A 19,015-nucleotide genomic window follows, 5' to 3' on the forward strand; every position below is an offset into this window, starting at 1 on the left:
GGTATCGGCTCCGCGCATCGTCTGGGGTCTTGGGTTGCAACTGTCGGTGGTGTCAACTTCCAACGCTTGAGGGCTGTCGCGCGCCGACTGGGAGAGGTATTTCAGCACCCTGCTAGCGATCCGCTCAAGGATCCGACCACTGAGGGAGGATTGGTCTGAATTTGCGTTACATGCAACCGGCGGTGATACTGTCGCAAACGCTTTTAACTGGACCATATGACAAGCCTTGAGACCCTTGACGCCGAAACTCTGGCGATAGACAGCGATGGTGGCGGAGCAAAGCCACCCACCAATCCGCTGGCCCCGCAGCAGCTTCTCACGCCTGACGGCGCCTATGACCTTCAGCGGTTTGCTAGCCAAGCTTATCTTGCGTACGCGGTTAGCGTCGTCAAGGGCCGCGCACTTCCCGACATTAGTGACGGCCTGAAGCCGGTGCATCGCCGGGTGCTCTTCGCGATGCATCGGCTTGGACTGAGTTCGACGTCGAAGAAAGTCAAGAGTGCACGAGTGGTGGGGGATGTGATCGGTAAGTACCATCCTCATAGTGACCAAACCTCTTACCTCGCGATGGTTCGTATCGCTCAAAGCTTCACGCTTCGATACCCACTGATAGACGGGCAAGGCAACTTCGGCAGCCGTGACGGCGACGGCGCAGCGGCCATGCGCTATACCGAGATGCGCCTCACAGCTATCGCCGAAACTCTGCTCAGTGAAATCGACGCAGGCACCGTCGACTTCATCCCGAACTACGATGGATCCTTCGAGGAGCCGCGACTACTTCCTGCCCGTCTCCCAATGCTTCTGTTCAACGGCGCGAGCGGTATCGCCGTCGGCATGGCTTGCGAGGTCCCGAGCCACAACATTCGCGAAGTAATTTCCGCGGCCTTACTCCTGATCGAGCGGCCTGACGCGTCCATCGATGACGTCATGAGGGTGCTCCCCGGGCCCGACTACCCATGCGGAGGCCAGATTATCTGTTCACCACGAGTGCTCCGAGATGCGTACGAGAGCGGGCGTGGGTCGATCCGCATGCGAGCTCTCTGGCGCAAGGAGGAGCTTGCGCGGGGCCAGTGGCGCGTGGTCGTGTACGAGCACGCATATGAGGCCTCCACGAAGAAGGTACTGGAGGAGATCGAACAGTTAACGAACCCGAAGATTCGTGACGGGAAGAAGGAGCTCAGCCCTGCGCAGAAAAACGCCAAGGCGCTGGTCCTTTCCGTACTGGACCAGGCACGTGATGAATCCTACAAGGATGAGCCCGTCCGGCTTGTTCTCGAGCCAAAAAGCTCCAAGCAATCTCCCGAGGAAATGATGGCGACGCTCTTCGCCTCTACCAGCCTTGAGTGCAGCGCTCCGATGAACATGACCGTCATAGGCCGCGATGGAAACCCACAGACCAAAGGGATCATCTCCGTACTCAAGGAGTGGCTCGGATATCGGTTCGACGTCGTAGAACGGCGCATCAAGCATCGCCTCTCTGAGGTGCGCCGCCGCCTGCACATTCTGGACGGGCGACTGCAGGTCTTCATCCGTATAGAGGAAGTCATCCGGATTATCCGAGAGAGCGACGATCCGAAGCTCGCGCTCATGGAGATTATTGGCCTCACCGAGGCTCAAGCCGAAGACATCCTTGAGATTCGGCTTCGCCAACTTGCGCGCCTAGCCGGTATTGAGATCGAGAGGGAGGCGCTGCGCTTGCGCGCCGAGGAGGTCGAGTTGCAACTGCTGCTGGACGACCGCCATGCCTTTACTGCCAACTTGGTCAAGGAGCTTCGCGACGACGAGAAACGGTTTGCAGACGACCGGCGCACCTTGATCGAGCACGTCGAGGTCGCACAGATCGCTCGTACCGCCGTCGACGAGCCGGTGACCGTCTTTGTGTCCGCGCACGGATGGGTGCGAGTGCGCCAAGGTCATGGAGTCGATCGATCCTCGATGCCATGGAAGACAGGAGATGCTGAGGGAGCAGTACTCGAGACCCGGACGACCCACCCTTTGGTGGTGGTCGACACGAACGGACAGGCCTACTCAGTCGATATTGCGGACATCCCCTCAGTGCGTGGAGACGGCGTCCCATTGAACTCGCTCCTCAGCTTCGTAGACGGCGGAAAAATGGCCCATGCTCTGAGCGACGCCCCTACGGCGAGCTACCTGTTCGCCAACTCAGCGGGCTATGGGTTCATCACGGAACTATCGAACCTGGTCGGACGCAACAAGGGTGGAAAGCGATTCATGACGCTCGAGCCGCAGGAATCGGTGCTGCAGCCTGTTCGCGTCACCGATACAAAGCACTGGATCGCCGTATGCAGTCAGGGACCAAAGGACGCTCGGATGGTTCTGTTCCCCGCGCACGAGATGAAGATCATGCCCAAAGGGCGTGGTGTGATCATGATGAATCTCAAGGAGGGCGAGCACCTTTCGGTGGCCACCGTGCTTGCGAGTGACCCGCCGTCAGAAGTGACGATCGAGCTCAGCTCCGGTCAGAAGCTGTCCTTCAAAGGCGACGATCTCAGGCGCTTCCTTCTCCATCGCGCACGGTCGGGGTGCCAGATCGGAAAGCGAGTCGACGTCGACAGACTCTACTAAGCCTAGCTCGCCTACTTCAATCAACGCACTCCGACAGACCACGATGGCAACACAAACAAAGCCCGATTACGACGCCGGCTCTTTTCGCGTCCTCAAGGACCTCGAGCCCGTGCGATCACGCCCCGGCATGTATACGAGGACCGACTCACCCTCGCACATCATTCAAGAGGTCATCGACAACGCCGCCGACGAGGCACTCGGCGGATATGCGAGCCGAATCGACGTCACCATGCAAGACGACGGCTCGGTCAGCGTAAGCGACAACGGACGCGGCATTCCTGTCGACCTTCACCCAGAAGAGAAGGTGCCTGCCGTCACGTTGGCCTTCACTCGCCTGCATGCCGGCGGCAAGTTCGACAAGACCACCGGCGGCGCTTACGCATTCTCGGGAGGCCTACATGGCGTTGGCGTCGCCGTAACTACAGCGCTATCGCTGCTCGTACGCGTCGTGTCGCGACGCAGAGGCCATCTTTACGAAGTTGAGTACGCCGACGGCGGGCGTTCCATCGGTAGCGTCCGTAAGGTCCGTCCGATTGAGGCATCAGATACGGGCACGACTGTACATGTGACGCCCGACGCAAAGTACTTCGACACGGCCAAGGTGCCGCGAGCTGAGATGGAGCGACTGCTGCAGAGCAAAGCTGTTCTTCTGCCCGGCGTCACCTTCACGCTCACGATCGACGGGCAGACTCGCACTTGGTCCTACGCAGGAGGGCTGGCAGAGTACCTCGAAGAGCTCGCCGGCGGCGCAGAGCCCGTCGCGCCAATCTACGTCGGGGAGCAGTTCCAGCAACCCCTGCTCGAAGGCGAGAACGCCGCGGAAAGTAGCTTCGCACCTGGCGAAGGTGCGTCATACGCGTTCGGTTGGTACCCAGAGAGTGGCCCGGCCTCACAGTCCTATGTCAACTTGATCCCGACCAAAGACGGTGGCACCCATGTGAGCGGGCTCAAAGCAGGCATCTTCGAAGCTGTGAAACGGTTCATCGAGCATCACTCGAACTCTCCGTCAGGCAGTGATGCTTCATCACTGAAGCTGCCGCGGGGAGTAAAGCTGCAGCAGGAAGATGTTTGCGCCAGGATGGCATTCGTACTCTCGGCCCGCTGCCTTGATCCAAGCTTCCAAGGGCAAACGAAGGAGCGCCTAAACACTCGCGGTGCAGTGAAGCTGATCCACGAGATGGTCAAGGATCCGTTCGAGGTCTGGCTGAACAATAACGTCGACGCAGGAAAGGCTATTGCGGCCTTGTCGATCCGTCAAGCTCTCTCGCGTCAGAAAGATGGCAAGCCCGTTGAGAAGCGCAAGAGTTCGGGGGTAACGCTCCTGCCAGGCAAACTTGCGGACTGCGAGTCGCACGACGACAGCGAACTGTTCCTCGTGGAAGGCGATTCTGCCGGTGGTAGCGCCAAGGAAGCGCGGAGCCGAACCAACCAGGCCATCTTGCCGCTACGGGGCAAGGTGTTGAACACCTTCGAGGTCGAGCGCCACCGCCTCTTCGCGAACTCTGAGATTCACGACATCTCTGTGGCAACTGGGGTGGACCCCCATGACGCATCTGATGACCCGGCGGTTGTCCTGGCGAACCTTCGCTACACGCGCCTCATGATCATGACCGACGCCGACGTTGACGGCGCCCACATTCAGACTCTTCTCCTCACGCATCTCTACGCGCACTTGCCGCTCTTACTCATCCACGGTCATGTCTGGATCGTCCAAAGTCCACTCTATCGGATTGACGTTGCTTCAGGGGGGAATGGGAGACCAGCACGCAGAATCTACGCACTCGACGACGAGGAGCACCGCAATACTCTGGATGCGCTTCAGAGAGAGGGTGTTCGGGAGAGTCGCATTGAGATAGGCCGCTTCAAGGGCTTGGGTGAGATGCAAAGCGACCAGCTACGAGAAACGTCAATGGACCCGGCAACGAGACGTGTCCATGCGGTTAAGTATGACATCGCCTTAGCTGCGGATATCAAGCAGACCTTCACTCACTTGATGTCGACGTCGCAGGCCGCATGGCGCAGAGATTGGCTTGCCCGAGAAGGCGCCACAGTAGACGCCGACGTCTGAATGTCAGCTTAGGGTCGAGCCGCGCGCGCTGCGGCTGCGCGCTCTTCACGGTCGATCGTCAGCAGCGCTCGGTTTGCGGCACCATGCGATACAACCGTCGCAAGATCCGCGTGCTTCGCTGCCTTCATCATCACTTGGATAAGGCTGCGCGCATCCAGCCCGTTGTTGTTGCTGAGTTCCGCACCGAACGCAACGATGGCATCTGCCAGGCTCCGATCGCCCGTGCTGGATGCCGTCTTGACGGCCAGGTCCACCGGTGTCTGGCGAAGCCTGTCCGCGATGTTGATGCCGTCGGGGCAATAGGCAAGCAACAATCCCATGCATCGGATGTAACGGTCCGCCTCGACAGGCTTGTAACCCAGCACCACTGCGTGGAACGCGGTGCCGGCTAGTATTTTTAGCTTAGGACACGTCTCGGTACGATCGGCTGGCATCCCCAACTCGAGGAACTTTTCCACGATCGCAGCATTGCCTCTGTAACAGGCCATCATCATCGGGGAGGTCTCACCTGATCCGGGTGCGATGATCATGTGGGCAGCGAAATCCGTTTCCGCCATGGCCTCAATCGCTGCCCCGGCTTCTAGGGTGTCGCTGCCGCGGGCCAAGATGTCAACAGCCCGCAGACCATCTCCTCCACGGAGGTCAAGGTCCACCCCCGCAGCAATCTCCGCTAGCAGCCGTGCCAGCGTGCTCGCGCCGCTTACGTCGTCATGACCTTCGGCTAGTTGGCGGGCGAGCTCAAGCAGATTTGACATTGGGGTCCTGGCCGGGCATCCGCTGCCGGCGTAAATGGTGATTAATCAGCACGAAACTATACTTGTTCTTCCAATAATCGCCATGGCCTGATAATGAGCACGTCCCCACCCTCAAGCCTGACTCAACAGGTCGTCAAGCAGCCAAAGAAGAACATCTTCGGTCAGAGCACCACCATTGCGACCGATCGCACGAAGGTGGGTGTACGGGTCGGTAGCCCGTCGGACGGTTTGGCAAAGGAAGTCGGACGGATTGCGCAGGGAGCGTGGTACCAGGGCGACCCTGAGCTTGCGCGACTACTTGAGTCCTATCACCGACAGATCGCAGGCGATCGGAATTACCCGGACTCACGTGGCGTCGGTGCACGCTTTGGATTCCTGGGCCATGCCGCACGCCGCCTGCCCGCACCCGTCTTGATCGACGATCCAGATATTGGCCAGTTTCTGTTTGGCCAAAGCACACCGACGGCGGCGGTTGACACCAGTGGTCGCCAGTGGATCTGGGCCGGCTTTCTGGAGCAACTCCTGCAGGAGGAGGCGCGGGGTAAGACCGCGGTCGTACCAGTCCTGCTGCACGAGACCTCGCACACAGTGCTGAACCACATCAACCGCCTTACGAACTATCCAGCCAAGGTGGCGAACATAGCGGAAGACCGCGTGATCAACCCCATGGTGGTCACGATGTTTCCACCACATACCGACTTTTCGAAAATCATCAGCGGCGCCTACGGGAATACACCTGAAGATCAGAAATACCGCGGTCTATCGGAGGAAACGATAGCCAAATTGATGCTTGAAGAGGCTCGAAAGGCGCAGGACGAAAAGGGGACGATTCGCATCAAGAATCTCGTGATCATCGACGGCCCGGTCCGGAAAATAACGACGCTCTCGGCCAAAAAGGACGAGGTCGTGGACTTCGATACTGTCACCGTGGTCGTCGAAGACCAGGGCTTGATGGACAAGATCGATCACATCTTCGACTGTGCGACGCTCGAGATCGACAACATCGACAACCGCCTGAAGACGCGGCACAGAAAAGGCGCTAAAGGCCCCGGCCAAAGCGAGGAGTCGCCGATTCAGATCCCGGTCGCCTCTGATTCATCGGGAGATGGGTCCGAACCGAGCGATGGCGAGCCTAGTGCTGGGCCTGACCAAGCGGCAAGCGGCCAAGGCATTGCGGACGACGCGGACCCGCGCCGCAAGTCGTTGGATGATGTCCTGAACGATAGCGGCTCTTCAACCACCTCACAGTCAGGGAGCCGATCCGCGCCGGGCGACCCCACCTCGCCCAAAGACGGCAGCGCGCCCGGCGACAACGCGCCGAACGCAGCCGACACCCCGTCACTATCTGGGGCACCAGACGATGTCGTTGGTAGCTTGGTGCGAGGAAACCCGTTGAATGCGCCACAAGGGCACCTTGTCGACATCGACGCACTGCAGGATTGGCTCGAAAAGACCGGCCGAGCCGAACTGGTGGGGAAGATGCGTCTAAAGGACTTCGCGCCCGAACAGGTCGAGCGGGTCATCGAGGTCTCACTCGCTGAGGCCGAAAAGGAGCGCCTCATCATCGGCAGTGGTTACGCCGGCGGGCACATCAACGACTATATGAACACTGTGGTTCGACCCAACTCGAGCTACAAGATCTTCTGGGAGCGTCGGATTCGGGAGTTCCTGCAAGGCGAGGGGACGAACGTCGCAAAAAGCCTGGACGAGTACGGCATCTACACGTACGTCGACCCTACCGATATCGGAATGCCGGCCGACGAGGGCGTCTACTACGAAGGATCGGTACAAGAGAAACCCGAGGAGCGTTTCCTGATCCTCTTGGACACCTCTGGCTCAGTTTGGGCTGACATGAAACGACTCGGGCACTTCGTTGCCTTCGCAGTGGGCGTGCGAGCGACCGCCGATGAGACATCACCAGACGTCGATATCGTCGGCGCCGACACCGTCGTGACTGGCACGCCGAACTTCATCGACGACGAGACTCTCCTTGACGCCGTGATCAACGGCATCAATCTGGGCGGCGGCGGCGGCACCGACTTCGCTACGCCGCTGAATCAGATTTTGGCCTGGGCCAAGGACAACGACATCGTCTATCAAGGCATCATTTACGTGACGGACTTCGAGTGCCGCGCGCCAGAGCGATCTGAACTGCCAGAGGACATGCCACCCCTGGTTTGGGCAGGCATGCCGCACGATCACGTGAAGGCTCAGCACTTTATCGACGCTGTTTCCTCGTACTCAGAAGTCGTAGTGATGGAAGACGGCAAGGTCTACGATTTCGCTGCAGCACAGGACAAGGCCGACGCAACCGGGCATTTGGGCCACACCCGCTTGAGCTCCTGAAATCGCCACTGGCGATTTACTGCACGTTCCGCCCAAATCGCTAACATCCATTTTGCGACCTCGCACCAACGTGCGATCGGTCGATTTATCAACCAAAATCTCCGCGCGACTCACGCGCGCCGCCGAAAGAGTTTGATGGCCAATCAGCCCGTTGAGTCGAAAGACACCCCGCTCCAGCAGCTCACCATGAAGATGGCGAAGGAGATGATCCTTCTGAATCTCTTCCGTCGCTTTCAGGGTACACGTCCAGAGTGGGAAGACCAGCTCCAGGCCGCATACGAGAAAAAGTACGGGCGCCCCATGCGTGCCAGCACGACTGGCCGCGACGTTCGCGCCTTCTACCTTGAGGGTGAGCCGGGGCACGGGAAGACCACCACGCATCGCGAAGCTTGCAAGGAGTTCGCGGGCCTGGTCGGGTTGCAGTTCATGGAAGACCCATCGCTGACGCAGATGGAGCGAGGCATGATCGGGAAGAACACGTTCGTCTTCACAACCCTCACCGTTGCAGGCGCGACCTCGAAGCACGAGGTTGGCGGGCTGATGGCCAAGATGCGCATTGGTGATCAGGACTTCATGGGCCACTTGCCCGACTGGCGCATGGCTGCAAGCATGCTCGGGGCTTTCGGCTACGTTCTGTTTGACGACTTCGTCACGTCCTCGCACCAAGTCCAGAACGCCTGCCTTGACTTACTCCTGGGCGGCAGTGCGGGTGACTTCCAGTTCAACATGAAGGAAGTGGCCGAATCGGATGTTTCGTTCGCAAGCGGGCAGGTGACCTTCACTCACAACCCAGAAAAAGCTAAGAGCATCGACCGGCTGTCGCCGGGCGACTCGTTCCGTGGAGCCAGCCCCGTGCACATCGGGCTTGCCGGAAACCGCGGATCGCGCGACGGAAATAAGGTCTTCCCGATCACTACGGCAACTGCCACCCGGATTCAGCGGGCTGACGTCAGGGACACCGTTGAAGATTTCGTCGCACGTTCCGCGAAACGCTATCCCGACGAGGTCGGCGATGCGATGTACGCCACGTTCGTGAAGGGGAACCCAGAGCTCTTCTCGGCCATCACCAAGCCGATCAACGGTGTACTGCCCGCCATGCCGTGCCCTCGCACCCACGACGCGATGATGGACGCCGCCGGCGTTCTGGTCCACAACGCCGGCGGCTTCGACGCGTTGGCCAGGGACGACGCGCTTCAGCGACGCTTCGTCGACGACATCGAGTTGCAAGCAGGAACGCACATCGGCCGTGAGATCGAGATCATCGACTCCAACGGCAAGCCAAAGAAGGTGTTCCCGGCCGCGGCCGTCGGCGGCTTCTATCAACAGATCCTTCTCGGTGCGATGCCCAAGGCAAGTGACATCATCAAGAAGGGTGAGGTCGACGAAGACTTCGTCCGCAACAAGTACAACCAGGGCATGGACGCCAACGGGATGGACTTCGGCTTCCAGTTTGCCTCGGCGTTGGCGGCGATCGCCGCTACCGAGGTCGGCGAGAAGATCAAGGCTGCAGGGAAGAGTGGACCGAAGGAGCTCGAGAAGCTAGACAGCGCGCTCTCGATGGACGTCCGGCGGACGATGATGCACTTCTCGTACGGCTTGAGCTTTCTGCAGGCAACATTCGTCGCGGCCAGCATCGACAAGTTCCTCGCGCGCGTGAACGTGATCACGCCTGAGGTTTTCGAGGGCAGTGCAAACTACCGAACTCCGAAAGAGTCGTTCCTCACCTGCATGGTCTACGGCCTCGTTCCCGACAACAAGCGGTTCAACGTCAGAGAACTTCGCACGACCTTCGCCGATTCGCTCAGCCAGGCTACGAATGGGTACCTTAACGGACTGGATGCAACCATCCAGAACGGCGTGAAGAAGCGCAAGGATGCGCTGAATGCTGCGATCAGCGCGGCGGCACCAAAGTAGCAGCCTATTCATTTGCACCGATGCCGCACGGCGGCCAACGGTTCACGCTTCTCTCGAAAGCCGGCTCATGCCGGCTTTTGCGCTTATTTTCCGCCTAAATATAATCGGCAGCTCACTCGCGCAGCATCTTCAAGGACTCTTTGATGACCAGTATTATCTCGACCGCAGGCATCCCGGACAAACTCACGGACGCTGATGCGCGCCGGATTCTTGAGGAAGCAGCACCGCAAGTCCGTGAATTGCAGGACCAGATTTTGCGCAACAACGCTCGCGCCGAAGAAGGGACTCGAGCGTTCGGCGCATTGATGGCCAAGGCGAATGAGGGCTTCGGGACGGACGACGGCACGGGCAAGAAGGTGGTTCCAGGCGGCGAGGCTGGCGTCCGCAAGATTCTTGACGAACGCATGGTCGAGAATGCCCAGCGCGTTCGCACCTACCTAGCCGCAGTCGCGGACGCGCAGCAGAAGGTCGCTGCACTAGCCCGCCCTGTTCAGGGTCACTAGACGCGACGCCCATGACCCCGCAACAAACGGCCGGGGCTTCGCCTGGCGTGCACATCCCGTCTAGTCCAGACAGCGAAGGTGCAGACCAGAAGGGCCCCGTCGGCGGGCCCATTGACTGGCGCTCCCACAGCCTCGAGATAGATGCTCTGAATCGAGCGCTCGGACTCGCTATCGGCCGCCGAGACGCGCTAGTTGAGCGTGAGCAGACAACAGTGCGTGAGGTAGCTGAAGCAAAAGGGCGCGCGGCGTACAAGCCCGAAGTGGAAGAGATCCTGCAGATTCTTCAACACGAGGCACACGAGCGTAGCGTCGGCGCATTCGAGCGAATGCTTACGGCGATAGCCCGGGACGTGAAGCCAGGCACACCGGTTGAGATCAAGCTCGAGCTCACGACAGAGCGCAATATGCCTGCGCTTGACGTGAAGGCCTCGGTCAACGGCAAAGCGGAGAAGATCACATCCGGCGCGCTGTGCAACGTCGTTTCCACCGGCTTGCGTTTTATCACCCTTGCGCGTTCAGGTCGGCGCCCTCTGCTAGTTCTCGACGAGGCCGACTGCTGGATTGAGGGCGGTGACGTTCAGAATTTCTTCAATGTAGTCAACCAGCTTTCGCGCGAGGCTGGGATCCAGACTGTCATCATCACCCACCACGACCTTTCTGCTTTCGAGGACTCGTTCCGCATCTATCGCATTCACGAGGTCGAGAGCGGCGACGGGTACCCGCGGCAGCAGCCAGAGCTGGTGAGCGCCGGCAGCCTGGACGTCACGCCGTTGCAGAGCGACGTAGTGACCTCCCTCGCCCTTTCGAACTTTGAAGCCTATACAGACGCCCACGTCGAACTGGCACCAGGGGTAACAGCGATCACAGGGCCAAACGGCTCATGTAAGTCCGGATGGGCTCGCGCAATGCGGGCGGCATTCAACGGTGAGTCAGAAGATTCGAGCATCCGGCACGGCTGCGACGGTTTCGCTGTCGCCGCTTCATTTTCGGGAGGCAATGTGCTCGAGCACATTCGCCGGGTCAAGGGTACGCCCAAGGCCGAGTACACGCTGCACACGCCCGCCTCCTACGCGTTCGCATCGGCGAACCGGAAGACTTGGGCTAAGGACCCCGAAGCTCCGCCGCCTGTACATCACACCCCGAAGGCGACCATTCCTGAGTGGGTATTGGAGAAGACTGGTGTAGGACCCGTGGACGGGATCAACATCCAGCTGTGGCCGCAGTTCCTGCCAGTGTTCATGCTTGATCAGCCGCCGTCAAAACGAGCGTCGCTCCTTTCGATTGGGCGCGAATCTGGACACCTCTTCGCGATGAACGAACTATTCAGTGAGGACGTGGCGGCCGACAACAAAACCATCCGTAACGGGGAAAAGGACATTGTCGCGCTCAGGTCGGAGCTCGAGTTATTTGCGGGCTTGAAGGATGCTCAGGACGCTGTCGAGGCGATCACCGACCAGGGTACGCGTCTACGCGCGCAGAGCGAGGCGCTGGAAGCGGGAAGCCGGCTGGTCCGAGCAATCGAAGACCAGGCTGTTGAGATCCAGCTCCTCCAACAATGGCGTGCGCTTGATGGCACCATTCCGGTGGAGCCCCAATTGCTTTCCACGCATGCTCTTGAGGACTGGTCTGAGAACTTGACGCGTGCGCGCTCCGAAATCGCGCGCCGCCTCGACATTGAGCTTCCGCCTCCTCCCTCTGTCCTGCGAACTGAGCAGATCGCGGAGATCGCATCAAGTTTGGAGGCGGCGGCCTCCGCAGTCGCACTAAAAGGGCAAGTGCCGGCTATGCCATCGGAGCCGAAGCTTGAGCAGACCCAAGCGCTGGAGGCCCTGGTGCTCTCATTGTCCGAGGCGGGCTCCGCGGCCAGCATTGCCGGCTCCATGCCAGAGCTGCCGGCGCCGCCGATGATACGGCGCACGCAGAAGCTTGAGGAGTGGGTGCGGGAAGTCGACGCTGCGAACCAAGGCCGGGCGCTTCCGGTGATGACGATACCTTCCGCCCCAACGATTCTTGCAACCGACACCGCGACCCGCATCGTGGACGAACTCGCCTCGAACATCACCTTTCTCAACGCCTGCCGTGCACAGGCCGCAGTACTTCAGGAGCGGTTTGACATGAACAGGCGCCTTGTCGACGCCGCAACCGCCGCACTCGGCTTCGAAGCCTTCTCGCTCCCAGGGCCGATCGCCGACAAACTGGCGCGCGACGCAATCGTGGCCTTCCAGAGCGGATCGAACGAACTGGTGGTCGCCTACTTCGATCAGATCAAAGCTCAGATTCAGTGTGCCGCCCGCAACGGCTTCCAGCGCGGTACTGAGCGCATGCTCGACCTCCCCGACGACTACTTCGACACGATCGCGCGCGACGGCACTCCGATGCCCGACCCGGTTCGCTCGCGCGCAACCCGTCCTTGAGGCATCTCATGAATACACACCCACAGGCAAGCGGACTCCCGCGCGCGATCAAACGCTTCAAGACGAACGGATTCCTCTTCGTTGGGGACCCTCAGATGAGCTGTGTTGCCCCCGGACGACGGGTTGAGGACGACTTTCTGACCGTCACCCTGGACAAGCTGTCGCAGTGCCGGCAAATCGCTGAGGAACGCGACCTCTTTGTCGTCTTCCTGGGAGACATGGTCGAGAACCCTGACGCGAAGCGTGCTGGTACCAAGCGTGTCGTCGAGGACACGAACCGGATGCTGACCGGGTACGCACGAGCAATGAACTACCGCACTGCGGTAACGATGCCAGGAAACCACGACAAGGCTGAGCTCCGTCTACGTGATGGCGAAACGCTGGCGACGATGCAGGCGTTGGGGCTGATCCACGTGATCGAGCCGAGTGGACCGTTCGCGATCTTTGACATCGATGGCGTAAAAGTCGGCCTTGGCGGGACGCCATACGGTGAAGACATTCCCAGGGATGTACGCGGCGTCTTCGGGGAGGATGTCGACAAGGTCGTCTGGATCACGCATTCGCAGTTCCAGTTCGACATCACGAATCGCTACTTGCCCGAAGTGTTCGAGATCAAGGGCTGCGACATGGTCGTGAATGGCCACGATCACACGACCCAGCGCCCAAGATTGGCGGGACAAACGCATTGGTTCAACCCGGGCAACATCACCCGTCTTTCAGTTGACATGGTGGACCACGTACCTTCATCGTGGGAATGGCGCCCGGCGACACCGGACGGCCAGCTGCACCAGCACGTCCTGCGCTACAACAAGGCCGCCTTCAACCTGGAGGGCCGCCAGGTTGCCGCCGATCCTCAAGGTGCCGTGGAGAGCGAAGCAAATCGCGCGAAGAGCCTCTTTGCCCAGCTGCTCAGCCGTGACAAGGACGCAAGCTCCACTGAGCTCGACCGTTCTGCCAGCGGCGACCTCATCGCAGAAGACATCGATCGAATCCTCACCGACAACCAGCGTTTCGGGGTGGGTGCTCAGATGTCGATCAGAAATCTGCATCTGCGCGCGCCTGAGCGTCTCAAATAGGCCTAGGGCAGGCAGTTATCTAAACGTTTGCGCATGTACTGCCGCGCAATGCGCTGATCTCGCCGGTGCGAATCTTGCAGACGCGGTGCGCTCCGCTGGCCGGAGATGACCGCCTTCTATGGCGCGCCGCCCCCCCCGTTTCTTGCGCAAAGCCGTGCTGCCGGTACTCTCAGGTGATTCGATCGCCGTCTCCTTGAGTGGCGTTCTCGTCTATCGCATTTAACGAATCCAGGACCCTCATGTCGACCACCCTGCCATCGGGCATCCAAGATCCCAAACCAAGCTACACCCGCGCATTCTTTTCGACCGGCACCGGCCCAGAGGTTTCACTTCTGGTCGACCCAAAGAATCCGACCTTTGAACCAGGCCGCCCTGCCCTTTTCGGCACCATCGCTGGCCAGAGCGTCAGTATCTTCGTCAATCCCCCGGGCTCGCGAGACAGCCTGTCCATCCAGGCACGTGGAGCTCGCGTGGGTACGGCTTACGAGCCAGACACCCCCTTCGCGACTGGCAACCTCGTCGTGACGAAGGACGCCCTCGTTCGCCTGGCAGTCACTGTCATCGGCCGAGACCAGACCATCTGGGCCGTGCCCCGTAAGGAGCTAACCGACGCTCAGCGAGCGGCCGCCGGGCTTGACGGCGAACGCCTTGAGCTTGCGCGTGCTGCCAAGGAACAACGACAAGCGACCGAGCGTCGCGCGTCGTCGGCCTATTAGCCCTGGGGATGCGCAGGCATCGATGCTCGTCCCCGGGCCCGCAACCCGTTGCCTCCCTGCCGTTGGACCGCTATCCAGTGGCAGGCTCAACGGCTACATTGCGGAAATCCTTTGGACGCGTCGAAGCTGCGAGCAGGCCCCTAGAACCCTCCGCACCAGACTAGCGGGTCCCGACTTGCAGCTCTTATGTCAGATCAATCCAAAGACCGAATTGACGTGAAGCTTCAGACGGCCCGGCCAGACGGGCCTTCGTCGCGCATAAGCATTCGCGAGCTCGCAGCCAAATCGGACGACCGCCCTGACCTCGACATAAATCCGGCGGGGGCACGTTCTGACGGAATACAGCCTGTCGAGAGGGGCACACCCACGGCGCTGGAGATGGGACGATTTGGATTGGACACCGAGGCGCAGTGGCTACTCGCGTCGCCAAGCCGTTTCGAAGATCTGAAGACCGTCGTAGAGGACTTCCAGCTGGTACAGCCCGGCATTGCAGTTGTGGTGCGCGGCAGGATCGCCTCACGAAAAATGTACGCCGGTCGTACCTTGACAACCGATCCCGCTCGTGCCGATCGCCTTACGGCAGCGATCGTCGACCAGAAGGGTCAGGTGATCAGCGTCGTCGCTTTTGGCCGACCCGGGTTCGCTTGGAGGAGATATCGTGATGGCAGCGAAATCGTTCTTCGTGGTACGCCCAGGTATTCCACGCATCAGCGCGGGTCCTTCCAGTTGGAGGGCGCAGAGGTCATCTTCAGCGAGCAGCTTGGACGCGTGCATCCAATCTACCCATCGGTGAAGGGAGCCAAAGGCCAACAGCTAGCTGAGCGCGTCAACGCACATCTGCACCTCATCGACACAGCTGCTCGTTTGGTCGACTCGATGACGGGGTGGCGCGACGAACCGATTGTCGCGAGGGCAATTGAGGTCCTCACGAGCTTCGCAAGCGCAGACGAGCTGATAGAGCAGTTGCACCGGCCCGACAGCCTTGAGCGAGGCGAAGACGCCCGCCGTGCCGCCAAGCTACTGTCTGCTTGGTCTCTCGTGCGGTCGGCTAGCAGGCGAACCGCGGCCGCGATCGCGAGCCCGAGGTCTGTTATCAATGTCTCGCGGCAGGACATCGAGCACCTGGTAGACCGTATCCCCTTGCAACTAACGAACGACCAGCGCAAAAGCATCGATGGGATCGCGGAGTCACTGCGCTCACCGCTTCGCATGGATGGGCTAATGACGGGCGACGTAGGGACTGGAAAGACGCTTGCGTTCTTGCTGCCCATGGTGGCGGCGCACGGTGCGGGCCGCAAGGTCGTGCTTCTTACTCCAAACCTGCTGCTGATCCAGCAAGTTGCGCGCGAACTAGCCAGCTACTTTCCGGAGGTGCCGGTATGCACTGTTACAGGCAAGGGGCTGTCAGGGCAAGAGCCCGCCGGCGCGATCATCATCGGCACGACCGCGCTGCTTGGCGCAATGTCGAAAGGAAAACTCGGGCGTCTGCCCGACTTCCTCATAGTGGACGAGCAGCATAAGTTCTCAGTGGACCAGCGCCAGCAACTCCTGGACAAGCACACCAACACGCTCGAGGTCACAGCAACGCCGATTCCACGCACGGCAGCACTGGCCACGCATGGCGGAAAAGATCTGTACATATTGCGCGAGTCGCCAGTCGCGAAGCACATCAACACCCGTATCCTACGGAGAGCGGACGCGCTAGAGGCGCGCAATCGTGTCCTCGGATCTGTCCTGCACCGCGGCGAGCAAGCCGCTGTGATCTATCCTCTTGTCGAGTCGTCTGATCCGACTCACGGTCTTCGCACTGTCACGGATGCTGCCAAGCAATGGGCAAGCAAAGTGCCACTTGAACAGATCGCTGTTCTTCACGGGCGGATGAAGGACGGAGAGAAAGAGGAGACCCTGAATGCTCTGAGGCGTGGCGAGAAGCGCCTGCTGCTGGCTTCGACCGTTATCGAGGTGGGCGTCACGCTGCCTGAGCTCAAGACGATGCTCGTACTCGGAGCGGAGAACTGCGGCGTCGTCACCCTTCATCAACTTCGCGGCAGGCTTGCGCGCGCCGGCGGCGAAGGCGAGTTCATGATGTTCGCGGACTCCCCTTCCGACGATGCACTGGACCGCATGCAGATGTTGGTCGACCATGACGACGGATTCACGCTAGCTGAGAAAGACGCCCAGGCTCGCGGCTACGGCGACCTTCTTGGCGGAGGCGGTGCGGCGCAATCGGGCGCGACGAGAACGTTGTTCTTAGGCGCCGACGTTGGCCCTCGTGAGCTTGGAGTCGCTGTTGCCCTTTTCGAGAAAGGCGTGGCAGCAGCGAAGGCATTACTGGCTGTAGATGTCGCAAACGCGGAAGTGCGACGTGGCGAAACGCTGCGCATGCTTTGACGCTGCGGCGCGCACTGTCCTGCCCTACCTCGCTTCCCGCCTTCGCAGACCGCCACGACTTCGCCGGTTAATCTATCTAACTACAGCGCAGCCCCGTCCGCGCGGTTGGGTAAACAGGCCTGAGCTCCGAAATCGGTGGCTGATTTTGCGCGGTTTCATGCAACCCATATACTGGCGTTGACCATTTTAACTGCCTTGCCACCCGGAGAATTTAATGCGCCTCACGCGTACTCTCGCCCTCCTTTTGAGCGCGATTTTGTCTGTCTCGGCGAACGCCGGATTGCTCGAGGGCCTGGCAGAGCGTGCCGCCAAGAAGTTCGCGGAAAGCGCCGATCGTACGGCTTCGGAGCACCGAGGCAGCGGGCTGCTGTTGCCTGGCCGCGATGCCCCCCTTGCCCCACAGGCTGAAGGATTTCTTGGGTGCCCGCAGGTGTTTCCGAGGGCGTCGATCGTCGACGTCGCAAAAGTTGATCGGCGTTGGGGCGCCGTGGCGTTGTGCTCGAACCAGTTCGCAGTCATTCACTCTTCGTTGAGCAAAACGCCTCTGCTTGTGGTGGAGCGCCTGAACAGCGCGATGCTCCGCGACGCCGTGGGTGAACCTCGTTCGGATGAGTTCTATCCTGACCCACGTCTGGCGCGAGGTGCCCGAGCGGAGTTGCGAGACTACGTGGGCAGTGGCCTGGACCGCGGCCATCTCTTTGCTGCAGCCAACGCGGTCGACCAGGCGTCGATGATTCAGTCATTCGCTCTGTCAAACATGATCCCGCAAGACCCTACAAGCAATCGCAAAGGGGCGTGGTTCAAAGTGGAGTCGGACACGCGCAAGTACGTACGTCGTGCGCAGGGGGACGTTTTCATCTTTTCCGGCCCATTGTTTTTTGGCCCCGTGCGCACCATTGGGTCGAACAAGGTTTGGGTGCCATCTCACATGTTCAAGCTAGTCTACGATGAGACGACTGGCCGAGTTTGGGCGCATGTGATCGCGAACACAGCAGACGCTGAACTTGGCGCGCCGATAAGCTACGACGAGTTTCAAGCGCAAACCGGATGGCAGCTTCTCGCAGCTAGCCAGCACGTTGCTTCGCGCGCTTCGTCCAACAAAACCATGTCCACCAGCCTCCGGACTGCGAGCGCTCCATGAACCACGCCTCTCGCCACCTTGCTGCGACATTCGTCATCGCAGCGCTCACCGCGGCCGGCAACGTCGCTGCCTGCGACCTGGCCGGCCTGCCCTCTAACGGCAGCGGGGCCTTCATGGTCAGCGCTCTGTTGCAGCTCCCCGGCAAGGACACAGTGGTCAAGCTGGTTCACGCACTACAACAGGCACCTGATGCCGAGAGCGCTACTACGAGCGTGATCGAACAGGCGCGCAAGGAATATCCCGGCTACATCGTCGTCAACACTCTCGCGACTAAGGTCGGGTCCGAGACGCCCTGCTTAAATGTGCGTCCGCACGGCCGATCTCTGGTTTCATGAAACATTTGTCGCCTATTATCAGGCGGTCGATTATTCAAGATCCCTTCAGCCGATTTTTCATGATGAACTCACGCGCACAAGATCTTCTGCCGATTAATAGCGAGCGCCGCCGCCTGGCCAAAGCGGTTGCCCTCTTTGGGCTGGGTGGTCTGGGTCTGGCGGGCTGCTCCAAAAGCGCCGACCCGCCAGCCGCTCTGAGCTCCCCGCAGGCGATCAGCATCCTCACTTCGCTCGGCCCCGCGAACGCTGCCGGCGGCGTTGCATCTGAGTCCTCTGGTGACACACTCAAAACCCTCTTTACGACGATCACGTCCAAGATGCACGGCTTCCAAGCCGGCAACCCTTCGTCGAACGTTGGTGTAATCGTCCTGTTCGATCCGCAATGCCCGCATTGCGGGCGCCTGTGGGGACAGTCGAAGCGGCTTTGGACGGAGGTGCGCTTCGCATGGCTCCCCGTGCCCCTGATGAACAAAGACAGCCTCAACCAAGGTGCGATGATCCTCGGCGCCAAGGATCCTGTGGCATTCATGGATCAGCACGAGGCATCAATCGTAGGTGGCCACGGGGGGGCTCCGCTGGATCCTGCTCTCTTCGAGCTCGGCAAGGACAAGATTGAGGCGAACCGCAAACTCGCCCGCGAGGTGCGTGTTGACTCGGTCCCGCTGATCTACCATCGAAAGCCGAACGGCGAGATCCTTGCCACTAAAGGTGGTATGGGCGCCGAAGAGCTCGTCGTCCTTATCCAATCCTGAAGTAAAGCGTCTGGAGGT

13 protein-coding genes are annotated in these 19,015 nt (G+C 60.3%); 12 read left to right on the plus strand and 1 reads right to left on the minus strand.

Annotation, left to right across the window (positions count from 1 at the left end; genetic code table 11):
* Nucleotides 1–216: 216 nt before the first annotated feature.
* Together parC and ACSFA0_RS25930 are read left to right on the plus strand one after the other, a co-directional pair.
* On the plus strand, nt 217–2,586 hold the full coding sequence (parC, locus tag ACSFA0_RS25925) for a DNA topoisomerase IV subunit A (RefSeq protein WP_435453140.1): 2,370 nt from the start codon (nt 217–219) through the stop codon (nt 2,584–2,586).
* 43 nt (nt 2,587–2,629) lie between these two features.
* Nucleotides 2,630–4,654, plus strand: coding sequence for a DNA topoisomerase IV subunit B (locus tag ACSFA0_RS25930; protein ID WP_435453141.1), 2,025 nt, complete (start codon nt 2,630–2,632; stop codon nt 4,652–4,654).
* A gap of 8 nt (nt 4,655–4,662) precedes the next feature.
* Here ACSFA0_RS25930 and ACSFA0_RS25935 read toward each other — a convergent pair whose 3' ends face one another.
* On the minus strand, nt 4,663–5,409 hold the full coding sequence (locus ACSFA0_RS25935) for a hypothetical protein (RefSeq protein ID WP_435453142.1): 747 nt from the start codon (nt 5,407–5,409) through the stop codon (nt 4,663–4,665).
* A 93-nt stretch (nt 5,410–5,502) separates the two neighbouring features.
* On the opposite strand from ACSFA0_RS25935, the gene ACSFA0_RS25940 reads away from it, so the two are divergent.
* The 10 genes from ACSFA0_RS25940 to ACSFA0_RS25985 all read left to right on the plus strand — a co-directional run bounded on the left by ACSFA0_RS25940 (nt 5,503) and on the right by ACSFA0_RS25985 (nt 18,997).
* Entirely contained in the window at nt 5,503–7,755 is a 2,253-nt protein-coding gene (locus tag ACSFA0_RS25940; RefSeq protein WP_435453143.1) for a VWA-like domain-containing protein, read from the plus strand.
* 135 nt (nt 7,756–7,890) lie between these two features.
* The gene (locus ACSFA0_RS25945) at nt 7,891–9,669 is read left to right on the plus strand and encodes a hypothetical protein (protein WP_435453144.1); all 1,779 of its coding nucleotides are present in this window, start codon (nt 7,891–7,893) and stop codon (nt 9,667–9,669) included.
* 143 nt (nt 9,670–9,812) lie between these two features.
* Nucleotides 9,813–10,172: a hypothetical protein gene (locus ACSFA0_RS25950; protein ID WP_435453145.1), complete on the plus strand. Its 360-nt coding sequence runs from the start codon at nt 9,813–9,815 to the stop codon at nt 10,170–10,172.
* Between the two features lie 11 nt (nt 10,173–10,183).
* Nucleotides 10,184–12,586 (plus strand): AAA family ATPase, encoded by a 2,403-nt coding sequence (locus ACSFA0_RS25955; RefSeq protein ID WP_435453146.1) that lies wholly within the window; start codon nt 10,184–10,186, stop codon nt 12,584–12,586.
* Nucleotides 12,587–12,594: 8 nt separating this feature from the next.
* Nucleotides 12,595–13,662 carry a metallophosphoesterase gene (locus ACSFA0_RS25960; RefSeq protein ID WP_435453147.1) on the plus strand — a complete coding sequence of 356 codons (1,068 nt, stop codon included), beginning with the start codon at nt 12,595–12,597 and terminating at the stop codon, nt 13,660–13,662.
* Nucleotides 13,663–13,901: 239 nt separating this feature from the next.
* Complete coding sequence (locus ACSFA0_RS25965) at nt 13,902–14,378, plus strand: hypothetical protein (protein WP_435453148.1); 477 nt, start codon at nt 13,902–13,904, stop codon at nt 14,376–14,378.
* A 216-nt stretch (nt 14,379–14,594) separates the two neighbouring features.
* A complete protein-coding gene (locus ACSFA0_RS25970; RefSeq protein ID WP_435453149.1) occupies nt 14,595–16,769 on the plus strand; it encodes a DEAD/DEAH box helicase in 2,175 nt (724 codons plus the stop codon).
* 214 nt (nt 16,770–16,983) lie between these two features.
* Entirely contained in the window at nt 16,984–17,910 is a 927-nt protein-coding gene (locus ACSFA0_RS25975) for a DNA/RNA non-specific endonuclease (protein ID WP_435453150.1), read from the plus strand.
* Nucleotides 17,907–18,245 (plus strand): hypothetical protein, encoded by a 339-nt coding sequence (locus tag ACSFA0_RS25980; RefSeq protein WP_435453151.1) that lies wholly within the window; start codon nt 17,907–17,909, stop codon nt 18,243–18,245. Before ACSFA0_RS25975 ends, ACSFA0_RS25980 begins: the two co-directional genes overlap by 4 nt.
* Nucleotides 18,242–18,997, plus strand: a complete 756-nt coding sequence (locus tag ACSFA0_RS25985) for a DsbA family protein (protein WP_435453152.1) — start codon at nt 18,242–18,244, stop codon at nt 18,995–18,997. Before ACSFA0_RS25980 ends, ACSFA0_RS25985 begins: the two co-directional genes overlap by 4 nt.
* Nucleotides 18,998–19,015: the final 18 nt, after the last annotated feature.

It is taken from the genome of Variovorax restrictus (assembly GCF_051216715.1).
Taxonomy (GTDB): domain Bacteria; phylum Pseudomonadota; class Gammaproteobacteria; order Burkholderiales; family Burkholderiaceae_C; genus Variovorax.

Bases quoted from the DNA above. Each gene is read 5' to 3' on its own strand.
- parC (WP_435453140.1), top strand. From the start codon at position 217: ATGACAAGCCTTGAGACCCTTGACGCCGAAACTCTGGCGATAGACAGC.
- ACSFA0_RS25930 (WP_435453141.1), top strand. From the start codon at position 2,630: ATGGCAACACAAACAAAGCCCGATTACGACGCCGGCTCTTTTCGCGTC.
- ACSFA0_RS25935 (WP_435453142.1), bottom strand. From the start codon at position 5,409: ATGTCAAATCTGCTTGAGCTCGCCCGCCAACTAGCCGAAGGTCATGAC.
- ACSFA0_RS25940 (WP_435453143.1), top strand. From the start codon at position 5,503: ATGAGCACGTCCCCACCCTCAAGCCTGACTCAACAGGTCGTCAAGCAG.
- ACSFA0_RS25945 (WP_435453144.1), top strand. From the start codon at position 7,891: ATGGCCAATCAGCCCGTTGAGTCGAAAGACACCCCGCTCCAGCAGCTC.
- ACSFA0_RS25950 (WP_435453145.1), top strand. From the start codon at position 9,813: ATGACCAGTATTATCTCGACCGCAGGCATCCCGGACAAACTCACGGAC.
- ACSFA0_RS25955 (WP_435453146.1), top strand. From the start codon at position 10,184: ATGACCCCGCAACAAACGGCCGGGGCTTCGCCTGGCGTGCACATCCCG.
- ACSFA0_RS25960 (WP_435453147.1), top strand. From the start codon at position 12,595: ATGAATACACACCCACAGGCAAGCGGACTCCCGCGCGCGATCAAACGC.
- ACSFA0_RS25965 (WP_435453148.1), top strand. From the start codon at position 13,902: ATGTCGACCACCCTGCCATCGGGCATCCAAGATCCCAAACCAAGCTAC.
- ACSFA0_RS25975 (WP_435453150.1), top strand. From the start codon at position 16,984: ATGCGCCTCACGCGTACTCTCGCCCTCCTTTTGAGCGCGATTTTGTCT.
- ACSFA0_RS25980 (WP_435453151.1), top strand. From the start codon at position 17,907: ATGAACCACGCCTCTCGCCACCTTGCTGCGACATTCGTCATCGCAGCG.
- ACSFA0_RS25985 (WP_435453152.1), top strand. From the start codon at position 18,242: ATGAAACATTTGTCGCCTATTATCAGGCGGTCGATTATTCAAGATCCC.